At 40.5% G+C, this 16633-nt stretch carries 16 protein-coding genes; 12 read left to right on the top strand and 4 right to left on the bottom strand.

Annotation, left to right across the window (positions count from 1 at the left end; genetic code table 11):
• The first annotated feature begins 82 nt into the window (after positions 1–82).
• The 3 genes from WA256_RS07160 to WA256_RS07150 all read left to right on the top strand — a co-directional run bounded on the left by WA256_RS07160 (position 83) and on the right by WA256_RS07150 (position 1676).
• A complete protein-coding gene (locus WA256_RS07160; protein WP_055021702.1) occupies positions 83–595 on the top strand; it encodes a hypothetical protein in 513 nt (170 codons plus the stop codon).
• 36 nt (positions 596–631) lie between these two features.
• Positions 632–817 (top strand): DUF1289 domain-containing protein, encoded by a 186-nt coding sequence (locus tag WA256_RS07155; RefSeq protein ID WP_062565663.1) that lies wholly within the window; start codon positions 632–634, stop codon positions 815–817.
• Between the two features lie 64 nt (positions 818–881).
• A complete protein-coding gene (locus WA256_RS07150; protein WP_335990162.1) occupies positions 882–1676 on the top strand; it encodes a glycosyltransferase family 25 protein in 795 nt (264 codons plus the stop codon).
• A 20-nt stretch (positions 1677–1696) separates the two neighbouring features.
• On the opposite strand, the gene WA256_RS07145 is transcribed toward WA256_RS07150, so the two are convergent.
• A complete protein-coding gene (locus WA256_RS07145; protein ID WP_063529088.1) occupies positions 1697–3478 on the bottom strand; it encodes a M61 family metallopeptidase in 1782 nt (593 codons plus the stop codon).
• A gap of 202 nt (positions 3479–3680) precedes the next feature.
• Here WA256_RS07145 and WA256_RS07140 point away from each other — a divergent pair, with 202 nt between their 5' ends.
• The 9 genes from WA256_RS07140 to ilvN all read left to right on the top strand — a co-directional run bounded on the left by WA256_RS07140 (position 3681) and on the right by ilvN (position 15013).
• On the top strand, positions 3681–5216 hold the full coding sequence (locus WA256_RS07140) for a diguanylate cyclase (protein ID WP_335990160.1): 1536 nt from the start codon (positions 3681–3683) through the stop codon (positions 5214–5216).
• Positions 5217–5287: 71 nt separating this feature from the next.
• Positions 5288–6631 carry a nucleotide 5'-monophosphate nucleosidase PpnN gene (gene ppnN, locus WA256_RS07135; RefSeq protein ID WP_335990158.1) on the top strand — a complete coding sequence of 448 codons (1344 nt, stop codon included), beginning with the start codon at positions 5288–5290 and terminating at the stop codon, positions 6629–6631.
• Between the two features lie 11 nt (positions 6632–6642).
• Positions 6643–7416, top strand: coding sequence for a flap endonuclease Xni (xni, locus tag WA256_RS07130; protein WP_335990155.1), 774 nt, complete (start codon positions 6643–6645; stop codon positions 7414–7416).
• Between the two features lie 71 nt (positions 7417–7487).
• Positions 7488–7871 carry a DUF3192 domain-containing protein gene (locus WA256_RS07125; RefSeq protein WP_054563904.1) on the top strand — a complete coding sequence of 128 codons (384 nt, stop codon included), beginning with the start codon at positions 7488–7490 and terminating at the stop codon, positions 7869–7871.
• A gap of 18 nt (positions 7872–7889) precedes the next feature.
• Positions 7890–9575, top strand: a complete 1686-nt coding sequence (locus WA256_RS07120) for a hypothetical protein (RefSeq protein ID WP_335990153.1) — start codon at positions 7890–7892, stop codon at positions 9573–9575.
• Positions 9576–9790: 215 nt separating this feature from the next.
• Positions 9791–10798, top strand: coding sequence for an isocitrate dehydrogenase (locus WA256_RS07115; protein ID WP_054563906.1), 1008 nt, complete (start codon positions 9791–9793; stop codon positions 10796–10798).
• A 232-nt stretch (positions 10799–11030) separates the two neighbouring features.
• Complete coding sequence (locus WA256_RS07110) at positions 11031–12005, top strand: transposase (protein WP_062565670.1); 975 nt, start codon at positions 11031–11033, stop codon at positions 12003–12005.
• Between the two features lie 786 nt (positions 12006–12791).
• On the top strand, positions 12792–14516 hold the full coding sequence (locus WA256_RS07105; RefSeq protein WP_166340826.1) for an acetolactate synthase 3 large subunit: 1725 nt from the start codon (positions 12792–12794) through the stop codon (positions 14514–14516).
• Positions 14516–15013, top strand: coding sequence for an acetolactate synthase small subunit (ilvN, locus tag WA256_RS07100; RefSeq protein WP_054551998.1), 498 nt, complete (start codon positions 14516–14518; stop codon positions 15011–15013). The genes WA256_RS07105 and ilvN overlap by 1 nt, the downstream gene beginning before the upstream one ends.
• 82 nt (positions 15014–15095) lie before the next feature.
• Here the strand turns inward: ilvN and WA256_RS07095 are convergent, their stop codons facing one another.
• The 3 genes from WA256_RS07095 to WA256_RS07085 all read right to left on the bottom strand — a co-directional run bounded on the left by WA256_RS07095 (position 15096) and on the right by WA256_RS07085 (position 16599).
• Positions 15096–15371 carry an HU family DNA-binding protein gene (locus tag WA256_RS07095; protein ID WP_004586404.1) on the bottom strand — a complete coding sequence of 92 codons (276 nt, stop codon included), beginning with the start codon at positions 15369–15371 and terminating at the stop codon, positions 15096–15098.
• A 204-nt stretch (positions 15372–15575) separates the two neighbouring features.
• A complete protein-coding gene (locus tag WA256_RS07090; protein ID WP_054562353.1) occupies positions 15576–16109 on the bottom strand; it encodes a DUF3833 domain-containing protein in 534 nt (177 codons plus the stop codon).
• A complete protein-coding gene (locus WA256_RS07085) occupies positions 16102–16599 on the bottom strand; it encodes a chalcone isomerase family protein (protein WP_335990140.1) in 498 nt (165 codons plus the stop codon). The genes WA256_RS07090 and WA256_RS07085 overlap by 8 nt, the downstream gene beginning before the upstream one ends.
• Between the last annotated feature and the right edge of the window lie 34 nt (positions 16600–16633).

Raw genomic sequence — 16633 nt, 5'->3', positions numbered from 1 at the left:
AATCTTTATTAGCATTTTTACAAGGGCTTAGGTATCCTTTAGGAAACGTTTAAGGAACTGCTATTTAAAAGGATAGCCTGATATGAAAAAGCCACTCGCCGCCTTACTAACTGGCCTTGTTTTAACAGGTTGTACAGGACTAACAACTGAACAACAAACGGCCATTGATAACTTAACCCCTTGCGAGAAAATTAACGCCCTATTAGGTGCTTACGACAACCGCTTTGAAGGCTTAAAACGTAGCCGTGTAAATACTAAATACATGGAAACATGGACAGCGAAATACAACCTTATTGCCGATAACTGTCAAATCACGGCGCTTGATAAAGACAATGTTACCTACCGCTGTGTAGGCAATTACGAGCAACAGCAACAGGCTGTCGCCGATCACACCCGTGCGGTTAATTTTACCCAAGCGTGTTTAGCGGGTAATAATTGGCATCAAACACAAAAAGAGTCAGCTGAATCGTTACGTACCACGTTTGTGCTTGACGAAAACAACCCTGTTATCTCAATTCATTCGGGTAAAACCCTATCACGCAAACAGCCTTGGTCTACCACTCTTGAAATTGGTAAGCCAATTGAAGGCAAGTAATACACTAATGAAGGCTACATTAGCCTTCACATCACTATGACAAAATCAAAAAAACCAACCAGCCAATTTAAAACAGATTGCATCGGTCAATGTCATCGCCTAAATGGCTATTGCACTGGCTGTGGTCGCAGTAATGATGAAATTTTTGATTGGATCATTTTATCCGAGCAAGAAAAGCAATCTATTTTAAATACTCCTCGCCCTGACATAAAAGCGAAATAGTTCTGACACCCAAGCGTCATTAAAGCTTGTTAGCCTGATTCAAACTGACCATCAGGTAACGATAATGACCGCTATTTTTGTAATTAACTTAGCAAGCTCTACTGAACGATTAAACCGTGTTAGCCATGAGCTAAATGCACAAAATTTGGCATTTGAACGCCTTGATGCAATTGATGGTAGAGAGCTGTCTGATACAGAGATAACCAAGCACTATAGTGCTGATTTAAACCTAAAAAAATACCATAAGCCCTTGAGTAAAGGTGAAATTGGCTGTTACCTGAGTCACAGAAAAGCATGGCAAACCATTGTCGATAGGCAATTAGATCACGCCATTATTTTAGAAGATGACTTTGTGCTCGACCGCTCTATTCACAGTGCAATTGAAAACATTAGTACCTTGAAACAGCCTTGGCAGCTAATAAAATTGGCGGCTTATAAAGACCGAAATCGGGAAATTGCCTTTACAAAACCCCTTGCTGATGAGCAACACTTAGTCATTCATAAAAAGCTTATGTCTGGCTGCTGTGCAACTGCTGTTAGTTTTGAAGGTGCAAAAGCGCTGTTAAAAGCCACAGCGACATTTGGCCGCCCCGTTGACTGCGATTTACAGCATGTGTGGGAAACCGGTGTTTATGGATACTCTTTGCTGCCCTACCCGGTATCACAACCCGATAATGCACAAAGTGATATTCGGGATAGATCAACCAAAGTTAAAAAGTCATTTTGGCGACGTAAAAAACAGCAACTTCACAGTGCACTACTAAACACAAAGTACACAAAGCAGTTTGTAAAAGCGCAGCAAGTACCAAACAAAAAAAAAGGAGCCGCAGCTCCTCTCTTACCAATAAAAAATCATTAACGATTTATTTTGCTTAGCTGTTATTTAGCTTGATTTGGGTGGTCAACACCCATCCATGCTTTAAACAATGCCATTTGAGCTGGTGTTGCATCTTTTAATGCTTTGACCTTTTTCTCTTTATCAAAGTCTTCGCTAAGTGTTAGCGTTGTGCTTTGTAATGCATCGCGTCTAATGAAATCAACAGTCACTGTGTCGCCTGCTTTAAACGTTTCGAGGCTGGCTGTTAAATCTTTACCAACATGCTTTTTGTTAAACGCAACAATTTTGTCATCAGTCGTTAAGCCCGCTTGCCATGCAGCGCCACCACGGCGAACATGAGTTAGGGTTAATAACTCACCGCTGTTTTTTGCAAACGAATCAATACTAGGTACTGATTTTGCGCCTTCAGGGCGAATTAAACCTAAGCCTACTTTTGCAAGTAGCTCATCAAAGTCGATAGCAGCAGGCTCATCCACATTGGCTTGCCACCAAGCGCTGTAATCACGACCTGTAAGCTCTTTTAAAATTGCTTTAACATCATCTGGCGTAAAACCATCTGGTAAACGATGCTTGTTGTAAAGCGCGCGGTGAACGTCGCGGTAACTGATTTTGCCATCGCTTTTTTCTAGCAAATCAATATCAAGTGCCATTGAAATCAATGAACCTTCTAAATAGATATTGGTGCTGTAGTTGCGAGCGTGGTCGCCGCCTTGGTTGATCCACTTATCAAAGCTTGTTTCGGTTGCACTTTGTACTTCGCGACCCGGTGTTTGTAAGTGACGATTAACGGTTTTCGTTAACGTACCGAAGAACTCATCAGTTGTTTCAATGCCAGCACGCACCATTAAGTGATCTTCAAAGTAGCTGGTTGAGCCCTCTGCAATCCATAATGTTTTCGCGTAGTTAATATTGGTGTAGTCATACGGCGCAATACCTTTAGGGCGGTATGCTTTTACGTTCCAAGTATGAATAAATTCATGAGCTGCGGTGCTGATAAACGCAAGGTAATCTTTACGAGAACCAAAACGGTCACGTGGGCGCTGGATAATGGTTGAGTTTAAATGCTCTGTTGCACCGCCTGCTCCTGACGTAGCATGTACCATAAATACATAACGCTCATACGGGTAGCTATCCCAAATTACGTTGCCAGTTGTAACCAACTTCTTAAGGTCAGTTAGCATTTGGTCTACGTCGTAGTTACCTTCACCCCAAATAACGAGTTCGTATTCACGACCATCAACAGTGAACTTGTGTAGCTCATTGATACCTGTTTCGATTGGTGAATCAACTAAGATATCGTAATCAGCGGCTTTAAAGCTGTGTTTAGAACCCGCATTTTCCATACCCGATACTGAGCGCCATTCTTTTGGTACATTTAGCTCAACTTTAACTGGGTCTTGGCGGAATGATTCGCTGAACATGAAAAAGCCAGAAGCATCAATGAAGGCATGGCTATCATCAATATGACGAGCACGTTTACCTAGCTCGTTAGCGTAAACTTGGTAATCTACATTGACTTGAGTAGGTTCGTTTAGGTGGACACGCCAAGTGCTGTGGTCAATTTTTTCCCACTTTAAAGCCTTACCATCATCATCTTTTGCTTCGAAAAAGCGCACGCCATTGGCAAGATTTAAAATTTCGTAACGGCCAGTACGCCAAGCTGGAAGTTTAATATCTAAATGTGCTTGTGCAGTTTGCGGAAACTCAACACTAACATTACCTAAATGGTGCTCTGGCTGAGTGATAGACAGTGAGTAGTTTACATCTGCAAACACACTGCTAGAACAGGCCGCCAAAATAGACATTGCCAAAAACTTTTTCATAACAACTCTTTTTATTACTATCAAAATTGTGAAATAGCCTAACAATTGCGAGAAAAAATGTGAATTAAAAACCGATAAACAGCCATTGCAACAAGTTTGATAGACAAAATAGCTAAGTTTTTGACTTGGAACCTACATTTCGTATTAATTTGTTGTAAACTTAGCGTATAGCAATTTGAATTTTTGATGGCGGTATTACTAGGTGCAGCAACAGCATGATGTTCTTAATAAAAAGTTAAAGCAAGCGATCGACGCTCGAACAGTGGTCGAAGATGCGCGCAAACATCAAGTTGAAGTTCTTTCTCAGTTTGCAGCGAAACTATCGCTAAGCTGTAAAGGACTAGACATTGAACTAGACAATCGTTTAGCGAAATTTAGAAATGCCCTTAAAAAAGGGGTTAAATTCGAATTACTCACCCCTTTTATCGATGATGTGCTTGGCCTGTTAAAACAACAAGAAACCAAGCAAATGGCACTGCAACGTGAGCTAAATGAAAGCGTTACAGATGCAGGTAAGCAGCTGCAAAAAGTACGAGGCTTGCCTGATGATGCACGTCGTTCGCTACGTTACTTACTCGATCACGAATTAAATAATATTCAGTCTAATCATGACTTTGTGCCACTACTTTCAAAGCTGATTTTAATTTATCATCAAGCCTTACAAGCCAAGCTTGCAACAACAAATACAGCTGAGGCGCAAATAAGACCAGAGCTTGCCACACAGCTGCTTTCTCTTGCCAATGACTTAGTGCTCGAAGATGAAAGTGCCGAGCAAATTAAGACTATCAAAAGTAAAATAACCCATAATGATAGTGTTGACGATCTGCTTGATTCTGCACTGAATATTATCAGCATCGTTACGCGTAATATGAGTAAAGAGCGCCAATCAGCGCAAAGCTTTTTGATCTCATTAAATCAAACAATCGAAGATTTACATCACTCAATTGTTTCTACTAGTAAGCATTCAGAATCTCTGAGCGCTGAATACGACACGCTTAACAAACAAATTGAAGCAAAGATTAAAAACCTGCATACGCAAACACAGCAAGCGACGTCTATTTCTTCGCTTAAAGAGCTTGTAGAAGAAGAATTAAAATCATTAAGTGATGATTTAATCGCAAAAGAAAAGCTAGAACAAACAGAACGCGAAAGCTTACTCGCTAGCTTTAACGATATTAATAGCCGCATTAGTCATTTAGAAACCAAGCTTTCGACCTATAAGCAGCGCCTAAATGAGCAGCGCTTTAAAAGCTTACTCGATGGCCTAACTAAATTGCCAAACCGTGCAGCGTTTGATGAACGCTTTAATCATGAATTTAACTTATTTAATGTGCAAGAATCAGACATTACCTTTGTAGTGATTGATGTAGACCACTTTAAATCAATCAATGATCAATATGGCCACAGTGCCGGTGATAAAACACTGCAAGTAATTGCTAAAGCATTACAAAAATCAATTCGTAAATCAGACTTTATTGCCCGTTACGGCGGCGAAGAGTTTGTGTTACTAATGAGTGGAATGTCGATTGAAAATGCCGCTGTGCCACTTGAAAAACTGCGCAAAACAATTCAAGGCATTCCGTTTAAATTTAAAAATAAGCAAGTAGAAATCACCATTTCTCTTGGTGCAACCCAGTTGAAAAAAGGTGATACCCCGCTGATTGCCTTTGACCGTGCAGATGAAGCACTATACAAAGCCAAGAACGAGGGACGAAATAAAGTTTGCATTAGCAAATAAAGGCCTCATCTAGTATGTGAGGTCTTTGACACACAATGATAAAGGCTCATAGACGAGCCGGGAGAGTGCTTATGTTAAAACAACTGAATCCTACAGGTGTACTGGATTTACTATCGCAACTAGAAGTTGATCTACTCGAACAATCATCCACCAGCGAGCGCTATAAATTATTTAGGAACTGTGTGCTCGCTGTTCTCAATGTGGGCAGCCACACCGATTCAAGCTCTGAAATTTACAATAAATACGAAGACTTTGATATTCGCTTATTAAGCCGCGAACGCGGAATTAAGATCGAACTTGAAAACCCACCGGAATCTGCCTTTGTTGACGGCGAAATCATTACCGGTATTCATGAACATATCTTCTCGGTTATTCGCGATATTCTGTTTATTTGTCAAAAATACGAAAAAGATTTAACAGAGCAAAAAGCCATTACTCATATGGTATTCGATATGCTGCGAAACGCAGGCGCACTGAGAGTGAATAGTGACCCGAGCATGATAGTTTGTTGGGGCGGCCACTCTATTAACGAAGTGGAATACAAATACACCAAACAAGTTGGCTATGAGCTTGGCCTTCGTGGCTTAAACATTTGTACTGGCTGTGGCCCTGGTGCAATGAAAGGCCCGATGAAAGGCGCAACCATTGGCCATGCCAAGCAACGTATTACTAATAACCGTTACTTAGGTTTAACCGAACCAAGCATTATAGCCGCTGAGCCACCAAACCCGATTGTAAACGAGCTGGTGATTTTGCCTGATATCGAAAAGCGTTTAGAAGCTTTTATTCGTACAGCCCATGGCATTATTATCTTTCCGGGTGGTGCGGGTACCGCAGAAGAGCTGTTATACCTTTTAGGTATTTTGCTTCACCCAGATAACGAAAAACAATGTTTACCAGTGATCCTTACTGGCCCTAAAGAAAGTGAAAACTACTTTATTGAGCTGTGTAAATTCGTTGAGAAAACACTCGGTAAAGCGGCGCTAGATAAGTTTGAAGTGATCATCGATGATCCAGAGCGCGTTGGTAAAACGCTTAAAGCGAAGATGGCTGAAGTGCGCGAATACCGTAAAAGCCAAGGTGATGCTTACTACTTTAACTGGACGCTAAAAATCGATCATGATTTCCAACAGCCGTTTGCACCAACTCATGCTAATATGTCGAGCTTAGATTTACATTTAGATCAACCAACTCAGCAACTCGCAGCTAATTTACGCCGTGCGTTTTCAGGCATTGTGGCTGGTAATGTTAAAGACGAAGGCTTACAAGCCATCAAACAACATGGCCGCTTTGTGCTAAGTGGTGAACCTGCGCTTATGGCTGATATGGACAAACTACTGGCAGCATTTGTTGAGCAAGGCCGAATGAAGTTGCCTGGCAGTAAGTATATTCCTTGCTATGAGATAAAAGCCTAACAGGAGCCTATGTGACAACCCAATTACTTTTAATAGATGCGCTAAACCTTATTAGGCGCATCTATGCTGTTGATAGTAATCAGAGTCATCACAGTGAAGAGCATATGATAAAAGCAAGCTGTGCCCGAGTGGCACATGCTTGCAAAAAGTTACGCCTGCAAACGAATGCGACTCACGCGATTGCCGTGTTTGATGGTGAAAGAAGTTGGCGTTATCACTACTTTGAGGCCTACAAAAGCACTCGTTCACCAATGCCTGACACCCTCAAGCAAAACTTATCACGCTTTAAACAAGCAATTGAAGACACTGGCATTGTGGTGTTTTCACCTGATAATGATGAAGCCGACGATATAATTGCTACTCTTGCTTACAAGGCCGCAACTAATAATGTGCCTTCTACCATCGTTTCTACCGATAAAGGGTTTTTGCCGTTTTTATCTGAGCAAATTGCAATTTTTGATTACTTTAAAAAACAGTATATTGAGCTTGAAGATATCAAGCAGCGCTTTGGTGTACCAAAGCATCGGCTTGCTGATTTTTGGGCATTAGCAGGTGATAAAACCAATGATATTCCGGGTGTTAAAGGGATAGGTAATAAGTCGGCGCAGCAATTAATCAACGATTATGAGTCGATAGAAGCGGCCATGAACGATGATGAGCTAAACCCGACTCTAAAACGTAAGCTGAGTTCAGAAATGGACATGTTCGTAATATCAAAAAATCTTGTTATGCTGCGTACCGATATTAACTTAGGCTTTAGTTTAAAGCAGTTAAGGCTCAATTAGTCGCAATCTCGTAGCACAGTTTGCCAACTGAGCGTATACTGAAAATTCGCGTTAGTTTTATAGAGTTACACATGTTCAAAAAGGTTTTCCAATATCTGGTACTTGGGTTAGGTGTTTATGCACTGATAGCAACCCTAGTGATCACTTTTTATAAAGATGATCCGCAAGCCATGATCTGGCAAGACCGCGAAGCTTTTAATAAACGCTATATCGCAAAACTATCGATTGATAAGCCTGAAAACCTGAATGCGGTGCTTGATTATTTAGGTAGCCCCGATCTAACCTATGCTAAACGAGTCGAAGACAATGTTTGGCAGATTATTTTTTACCGCACTCAGCATGTTAAATCTGATGGCATAACCACCATCGATGAGTGCACAGGGCTACTATTTAAAAATGGTCAGCTGGTATTATGGGGGCCAAGTGCCTATGAAAGCTATCAACAAGAAACCTAACCGCTTATGATGGAAAACGTGACGCCACGGGAATTGGCACGCTTATTTGATAGTACACACCAGCTACTTAAGCTTTATCATCAAAAGCAAAAATGGTCACAAATTTTCCCTTTGTTAAGTAATCTAGCTGAGCGTTATTACCTGCTGTATCAAGCCTGCCCAAAAGGTATGCAAGCACAACTAAGCTTGTATGTACCGAACCATGGTTACACCACAAACTTAGTTGTAAACCAATGTGTTGTCGCTTGCATTTTGTGCCGCAGCCTTAACTACAACCAAGCCATTAGCGAACAAATTATTAGTTGCTGTTTAGCCAATTACCTTTGCGTGCAATCACAAAGTAATAAGTTAGCAGCAGGACAGCCCCTGACGGCTCAAGATAAAAAGCTTTGGCAGTGCCGCCATCAGTTAGCTGCAAAATTACTAAAAGACTCAGGCCCACATACGCTTTCTATTCAGCATTTATTAGCGCGTTTAAATAAATATAAACAAGCCCTATTAAGCGCGCCAAAAATTATGATTTACGATGGCGCAACAACCTTAGTTGCTTTGGCTAATATTATTGCCATGAATACGACTTACCGCGAGTCAGGTGGTCACATTAGTGTGCACAAAGCCTTAGCTGATATTTATTTACGCACCCCTAATGAATTTGCCCAAAATGCTATAAAAGCACTGATTGCGCATATTGGCCCTTACATTCCGGCCAGTGAAGTAAAGTACGCCGAACAAGTACTTATTTATTTAGCCACAGATGAACATGGCCGCCATATATTGGTTGATGCCAGCCGCCCTGAAAAAATTCGTTGGCATCGCTTCAAAGCAAGCTTAACTATTTTTGACAAACAAAGGCATTGTAAAGACTCTCGTTTGCTATACACAGTTTGGTTTAGTGAAAACATTAACTTTGCTGAGCCACAGCCAATAAATCAGCAGCGCAGGCAGCACTATTTAGAGCTAATTAGCACGTTAAAAGTATCGCAGGAATATAGCTACCGTGGCTTAAATAAGCTTTTAAGCCCCTACCCTGAATTGATAGCCCAGCTTACCGTTGCTTCTAAACCCTATAATAAAGAGCAGCAAAGAGCTAAAGACTTGCGCCATTGTTTATCTATGGTCGGATACGATAACGCCCCTGCTATTATCCAAAAAGTATTATTTCAACGCTTGGTTGCAACCACATCACACCCGCTTTTTCAGCATATATCTAAGCGCCTTGAGAATATGGTGCGCATTATTCAGGCGCTATTTAAGTACAACGATTCAATTCAATTTGAGCAAGTTACTTTGCCCTTATATGCCTACGTTCTTTATCTTTGCGAACATCAAGCTACCAGTATTTCTCGTAAAACTGTATTTGAGCAGGCCGAAGAGCAAGTAATAAGCCCACCGCTTGCCTGTTTGTTTGGGGTTAGTCACTTAAATCAAGAGCCACTAACGGCGTATTTAAATCAACTGATTGGCGATAACAGTTGGACACAGCATTTACTTGGTAGTGAGCAACATAAAAAACAAACTCTCGATATCAATGAAAAACATTGGGTCGCGATTAAGCTATTTACTTATTATGTTTTTCAACCCAAAGCGCTATTTAGTAGTTGGCAAGAACAGATTATTTTCGACAGCTTATCGGCTGCTGGATGGCAATCAAAAGCAGATTTTTATGCATATCTGAAAAACTGTGAATTTGCAGACAATTTTTAGATTGTGTTGTTAAAAAGTGCGAAAACGTTAAATAAATATGAACTTTAGTCTGTTTATAGTCAGTATTCACAGGATAAACTGGCAAAAAGCTGAATAAATTGCTATAAAAGCCGCTTAAATTTTCAAACACATCCACGTAAACCCTCTAACAAGTAAATCGCATGCTATTTCGCGATAAGTTTACGTGTTTATCTACTCATAAATAGGAAAAGTAAATGGCTAAACAAACCATCACAGTGATCAAAGGCGACGGCATTGGTCCTAGCATTATTGATTCAGCACTTGAGATCCTTAAAGCTGCAGGTTGCGATTTTGATTATGAATTCGTTGATGCTGGCCTTGCTGCCCTAGAAAAAACTGGTGAGTTACTTCCGCAAGAAACAATCGACACAATCGCGCGTAACAAGATCACTTTAAAAGGTCCTTTAACGACACCAGTTGGTGAAGGTTTTACTTCAATCAACGTAACTTTACGTAAAAAGTTTGGCCTTTACGCTAACGTTCGTCCTGTTAAATCATTCGCAGGTACACAAGCTCGTTACGACGACATCGATATCATCACTATTCGTGAAAACACACAAGGCATGTACTCAGGTCTTGGCCAAGTGGTTTCTGAAGATGGTAACGAAGCAGAAGCAATGTCAAAAATCACCCGTGAAGGTGCAGAAAAAATCGTTACTTTTGCATACGAACTAGCGGTACGTGAAGGCCGTAAAAAAGTAACTGCTGTACACAAAGCTAACATCCTTAAATCAACATCTGGTTTATTCTTAAAAGTTGCACGTGAAGTAGCTGAGCGTTACCCACAAATCGAATCAACAGAAATGATTGTTGATGCAACTTGTATGAAACTAGTTATGACTCCTGATGAGTTTGATGTAATTGTTACTACAAACTTATTCGGTGACATCCTATCTGACCTATGTGCTGGTCTTGTTGGTGGTTTAGGTATGGCTCCTGGCGCAAACATCAGTGAAGATGCAGCAATCTTCGAAGCTGTACACGGTAGCGCACCAGACATCGCAGGCAAAAACCTTGCAAACCCAACGTCAGTGATCTTAGCATCTATCCAAATGCTAGAGCACCTAGGTATGGGCGACACTGCAGAGCGCATCCGCAGCGCAGTTGCTGATGTTATCAAATCAGGCGACCGTACAACTCGCGACCTAGGCGGCAGCCACGGTACTACAGACTTCACTCAAGCTGTAATTGAGCGTCTATAAGAGAATACTTGTTTAAGGCTTATGACAAGCTAATAACCCTTAAACACCTCCTTCCAAAAGCCAGTCTAAGACTGGCTTTTTTATACCCTCTATTAAATTGAATACTTAATTGGACATCCACTTTTATTTTTTTAGTAAAACCTCAACATAAAGCTAGACACCCATCTTTAAATTTCTCACTTCTCAAAATTATGACTAAACTTAAATTGTTCAACTCATGGAGGAGAAGAGCATGGCAACCCCACGTAGAAACTTAATTAGTGTTTCAAATACACCTTACTATCACTGTATTTCACGCTGCGTTCGTCGCGCTTATTTGTGCGGGCAAGACCCACTAACGGGTCGTTCGTATGAACACCGGCGCGATTGGGTTGAAAAGAAACTACTTCAACTTGGGCGAATATTTTGTATTGATATTTGTGCCTACGCAGTTATGAGTAATCACACACATCTAGTTCTTCACATTGATATAGCAAAAGCAAAGCGCCTAAATAATAAAGCGATTCTTATTAGATGGCACAAGTTATTCAAAAGTACATTCCTTTGCCAACGATTCTTAAATGGCGAATTGCTAACACAACCTGAACACGCTGCGGTTAATACCAGAGTAAATTTATATCGAGAACGGCTCAGCAGCATTAGTTGGTTTATGCGCGTGCTTAATGAAAGTATTGCACGAAAAGCGAATCAAGAAGATGAGTGCAAAGGTCGATTTTGGGAAGGTCGCTTTAAATCACAAGCTTTACTTGATGAAGCAGCACTTGCTGCATGCCTTGCTTATGTAGATTTAAATCCTGTTAGAGCAAAAGCGGCTGATTTACCTGAGCAATCTGACTACACCAGTATTAAATCTAGAATTAATGCAGCTCAAAATAATAAGCAACCGAAATCGCTTATGCGCTTTGCAGGTAAACCTCGTAAACATATGCCTAAGGGACTACCATTTGAGCTCAAAACATACCTGCAACTTGTTGATTGGACTGGGCGGTCAATACGAGAAGATAAGCCAGGGAAAATCCCAGAAAAGGCATTACCAATACTTGAAAGGTTAAACATTTGTACTGAAAACTGGCTCACACTCACCACTTCCTTTACCCGCTCGTTTAAAAATACTGCAGGTAAAGAACAAGCAATCACAGCTTATACTAATCATATGAAACGAAAACGAAGAAGCTCTATAACTAATAGCTTAGCCTTATTTACTTAGTTACGCATTCGACACTAGAAGTCAATTTTACAAATCCAATCCTTTTAATTCTAGAGGCATAACGACTACTGCGACTAGCGCTGACCAGTGTGTAAAACTAAAAAATTAACTCAGCACATAAGGCTGAAATTTAATTGATAACAATAAAAAATCACCATTCTTATAGCAATTCAACTTGTTCTGAATAATTCACATCTATCTTTAGCTGATTCTTATTAAAAATAAGATGGGTGTCTGGTTAAATATTTAAGTTGGCTGTCTTTTCAAAAATTAACCAAACCTTATTGCAGCGAGGTGTAAAAGTGGGTGTCTAATTATAAAAAAGAATCCGATTCTGATAGTAGCTAAGTTATGCAAGGCAGTAACGTAAATGCATTATCTATTGGTATAGTTAGCAATTTGCCACACGAACAATTCAATGCATAGTTACACCCCAAAATAATGATAATAAAGCATGTAGATGCAACAAAAATATCAAAAAACAAAAATACAGAAAAATTAATGCAAAAAGCCACTTTTGCGGTTGACATCAGTTTCCAAAACGCTTAAAAATACTCCTAACATTTTTTAAACAGCAGCCATCTAGTCGGCTGTGCATTTTTTAGAAGAAAATTAAAAAATAATGAATATTCGCCGTCACCTTTTAGTCGTCAACGTTCTCGTACTGGTCTTAGTTACAAGCCCAGCGGGAGGCTATTAAAAGGTGAAAGCACGCTTTTTAAAAAACCCCCGCCCTATGCGGGGGTTTTTTTATGCATTTATGCTTGCACACACAGAGGAATGAGGATGAGTACAACTGAATATAATGGATCCGAACTAGTTGTTCGGGCACTTAAAGAATTGAATGTTAAGTATATTTTTGGCTACCCTGGTGGGTCTGTTCTTGATTTATACGACGCGTTATTTCAACAAGAAGATATTGAACATATCTTAGTACGTCATGAACAAGCCGCTACTCATATGGCTGATGGTTATGCCCGTGCTACCGGCGAAGTAGGTGTGGTGCTAGCAACTTCTGGCCCTGGCGCTACAAACTGTGTAACAGGTATCGCGACAGCGTACATGGATTCTATCCCAATGGTGGTGTTATCTGGCCAAGTTCCTACTGGTTTAATTGGTGATGATGCATTCCAAGAAACTGATATTGTTGGTTGTTCTCGCCCTATCGTAAAGCACAGCTATAACTGTCGCAGCGCAAAGGATATTCCAACGATCTTAGCTAAAGCATTCTACTTAGCCAGCACAGGCCGCCCTGGCCCAGTTGTGGTTGAATTACCTAAAGATATGCTTAATCCAGAGCTAAAGTTCCCATTCGAATTTCCAAAAACAACTGAGCTTCGAACTTATAACCCGAACACTAAAGGCCACTCAAAACAAATTCGCAAAGCGGTTAGCGCAATTTTAGAAGCTAAAAAACTGGTTATTTACTCAGGTGGCGGCATTATTCTATCAAATACCTCTGAGCAACTAACTCACTTGGTTGAATCATTAAATGCGCCAATCACTAACACCTTAATGGGCCTAGGTGGTATCAGCGGTACTCACCCTAACTTTATTGGTATGTTAGGTATGCATGGTAGCCTTGAGGCAAATAAAGCCATGGCAAATGCTGATGTTATTTTAGCTTTAGGCGCTCGATTCGATGATCGGGTAACAAATAACGTTAAAAAGTTCTGCCCCAATGCCACTATCGTTCATGTTGATGTTGACCCAACCTCTATTTCTAAAACAATTAAAGCGCACATCCCGGTTGTTGGCTGCTTGAAAACAGTGCTTGAGCAGTTACAAACGGCGATTGATAAGAGCCCTATTTCAATTGATCGTTCGGCACAAGAAGACTGGTGGCGTCAAATTATTAGCTGGCGTGAACAAAAATGCCTAAGCTACAGCACAGATGGCGATAAAATCAAACCACAAGCCGTTATAGAGGCAATTTACAAAGCAACCAATGGTGATGCTTACATTAGCTCTGATGTAGGTCAGCATCAAATGTTTGCAGCTCAGTATTATCCGTTTAAACACCCTCGCCAATGGATCAACTCTGGTGGCTTAGGCACCATGGGCTTTGGTTTACCTGCAGCAATGGGCGTTAAGCTTGCTTTCCCTGATAAAGAGTCTATCTGTGTGACGGGTGATGGTTCAATACAGATGAACATTCAAGAGCTATCAACTTGCTTACAATACAATTTAGCTGTGAAAGTTGTGTCGTTGAATAACCGCTCACTGGGCATGGTACGTCAATGGCAAGATATGATGTATTCAGGTCGTCACTCATCTTCTTACATGGAATCACTTCCTGATTTTGTAAAATTAGTAGAAAGCTATGGCCACGTAGGTATTCGCGTTGATCATATTGATGAGCTTCAGCCTGCTATTGAAAAAGCCATGTCTATAAACGACAGACTGGTATTTTTAGATATCTGTGTAGATGAAAAAGAACATGTTTACCCTATGCAAATCAAGCTAGGGGCAGTCGATGATATGTGGTTACGTAAAGGAGTAAAAGCATAATGCGCCGTATTTTATCAATCTTATTAGAAAACGAACCTGGCTCGTTATCGCGCATTGTAGGCTTATTTTCACAGCGCGCTTACAACATCGATAGCTTGACTGTTGGCACGACTGACGATCATTCTCTTTCGCGTATTACCATTACAACCATGGGTGATGATCGCATCGTTGAGCAAATTACTAAGCAAGTTAACAAACTGGTAGATGTTCTAAAGATTATTGACTTAACCGAAATGGCACATATCGAGCGTGAGCTATTATTGGTGAAAGTTTTCGCCCAAGATGAAACCACTCGTGCAGCGGTAACGCGTGTTGCTGATGTGTTCCAAGGAGCTATTTTAGATATGGGTCGCCATAGTTACACATTACAGCTTGTAGCGAGCACAGAAAAAATTGAATCCTTCCTTGATACTTTGCGTCATGAATCAGACATTATTGAAGTTGTACGTTCAGGTGCGGTTGGTATTGGTCGTGGTGATAAAGCGTTAAAGGCATAAGCCTTTTTCGCTAGCGCGACAAAACTCCAGATACAAAAAAAGGGCTATAAGCCCTTTTTTCAATAATTAGTAAGTTACCCTATTAAGGATTAACTTGGTCTTTAAGACCTTTACCCGCTTTAAAGCTTGGGATAGTTGCTGCTGCGATTTGGATTTCTGCACCAGTTTGTGGGTTACGGCCAGTACGCGCTGCGCGCTCTTTTACTGAGAAAGTACCGAAACCAACTAATGCTACTGAGTTACCTTCTTTAAGAGAGCTAGTAACTGCGCCAGTGAATGCATCTAGTGCACGAGTTGCTGCCGCTTTTGAGATTTCTGCATCAGTAGCAATTTTTTCAACTAATTGAGCTTTATTCATTGTTAGATTCCTATTCGTTATTATTTTGCCTTCGCAAAACCTATCTTTATGCATTTTTGAGAAGTTAGCAACAGCAAATTGCTATTTTTACGTAATTTATTCAAAAATGACTACTATTTAACTATCAATCACAAGGTTAGTGATATCAGTATTAATAAAGACTTAATTTAACTTCCATCACAAAATTTTATGATAGCTAAACCATCATTCAATTTTCTCGATAACCAAGGTAACTTCCCCGACCTCAAAGCCAAACTTATCAATAGCGGTACGGTTTATCAAGCGTGATTGTGTTACCAAGTACATCCAATCATCGAAATTTACCACTAAAGTACTACCATCATATGGAAGCTCGACAGAATATGTCCAATGGAACACGCTTCCATTGCTCTCACCCTTTGCTTCGCCAATCACATCTGATGCTGTCCCTGTGATACTGCCATCATCATTAATGGTAATGTACCAAACACGCGTTTGCGTTTCGCCATCATCATAAACAAATTGCTCGTCAATCACTCCCTGATTGCCGTTCCAAGATGCTTGCATGTCAACAACCAGCTTACGTGTTAACTCACCCTTGTGGTCTTGCACAACGCCGTAGGCTTTGAGCTCACCACTAAAAAACTGCTTAAAGTCAAACTTAGGCTCTGTTCCTTGATAATAATCAACATCAGGCGCAGAGCAGCTGGTAATTAACAGTACCATAGCGAAAATAAAGAGTGCTTTGAGCTTAATCATGTTTCCCTCCAATAAGCTGTTTACGAAGTGATGGTTCAGACGTGTCGGCGCTTAGCCAAATTGCTAAGAAGTTGTCAGCGAATCTGTTATCATCGATCCGACCTAGCTTTTTATCATTAAAGTAAAAAGTACCGATCCCTTGCTCGTTGGTTTGAAACGACAACGAATCGTTTTTTTTGATATCAGGCCATAGAGTTAATAATTGTTTATCGTAAGCACCTACCATGTCATTAAGCTTTAAATGTTGCCATTGCTCGTTGGTTGCTTTGACGATATCTTTCGCATCGAAATCCCGCAAATAGGTGAGTGTAAGTTTGCTGGGGTGTTGGCCAAACTGATACGAACCCGATGGGGTCTCTAATTTCGCGTTATAAACATCCCAAAACAGATACTCCATTTTCGCTTGGCCCACCGTTTTAAAGCCATTTGCATATACGACCGCAGAGAACAATAACGCAGCAAATAAACTTAAATTAAGTGACTGTTTCATCAAATAATCCTTAAAGTTGTGTTATCAAACACTA

Source organism: Pseudoalteromonas sp. CH_XMU1449-3 (assembly GCF_037027245.1).
In the GTDB taxonomy this organism is placed as follows: Bacteria; Pseudomonadota; Gammaproteobacteria; order Enterobacterales; family Alteromonadaceae; genus Pseudoalteromonas; species Pseudoalteromonas shioyasakiensis.
This window is presented reverse-complemented; position numbering and strand designations above follow the sequence as displayed.

Coding starts and splice junctions, on each gene's coding strand:
- WA256_RS07155 (WP_062565663.1), top strand. CDS start 632: ATGACAAAATCAAAAAAACCAACCAGCCAATTTAAAACAGATTGCATC.
- WA256_RS07145 (WP_063529088.1), bottom strand. CDS start 3,478: ATGAAAAAGTTTTTGGCAATGTCTATTTTGGCGGCCTGTTCTAGCAGT.
- WA256_RS07110 (WP_062565670.1), top strand. CDS start 11,031: ATGGCAACCCCACGTAGAAACTTAATTAGTGTTTCAAATACACCTTAC.
- WA256_RS07150 (WP_335990162.1), top strand. CDS start 882: ATGACCGCTATTTTTGTAATTAACTTAGCAAGCTCTACTGAACGATTA.
- WA256_RS07085 (WP_335990140.1), bottom strand. CDS start 16,599: ATGAAACAGTCACTTAATTTAAGTTTATTTGCTGCGTTATTGTTCTCT.
- WA256_RS07090 (WP_054562353.1), bottom strand. CDS start 16,109: ATGATTAAGCTCAAAGCACTCTTTATTTTCGCTATGGTACTGTTAATT.
- WA256_RS07105 (WP_166340826.1), top strand. CDS start 12,792: ATGAGTACAACTGAATATAATGGATCCGAACTAGTTGTTCGGGCACTT.
- ppnN (WP_335990158.1), top strand. CDS start 5,288: ATGTTAAAACAACTGAATCCTACAGGTGTACTGGATTTACTATCGCAA.
- ilvN (WP_054551998.1), top strand. CDS start 14,516: ATGCGCCGTATTTTATCAATCTTATTAGAAAACGAACCTGGCTCGTTA.
- WA256_RS07160 (WP_055021702.1), top strand. CDS start 83: ATGAAAAAGCCACTCGCCGCCTTACTAACTGGCCTTGTTTTAACAGGT.
- WA256_RS07115 (WP_054563906.1), top strand. CDS start 9,791: ATGGCTAAACAAACCATCACAGTGATCAAAGGCGACGGCATTGGTCCT.
- WA256_RS07095 (WP_004586404.1), bottom strand. CDS start 15,371: ATGAATAAAGCTCAATTAGTTGAAAAAATTGCTACTGATGCAGAAATC.
- WA256_RS07125 (WP_054563904.1), top strand. CDS start 7,488: ATGTTCAAAAAGGTTTTCCAATATCTGGTACTTGGGTTAGGTGTTTAT.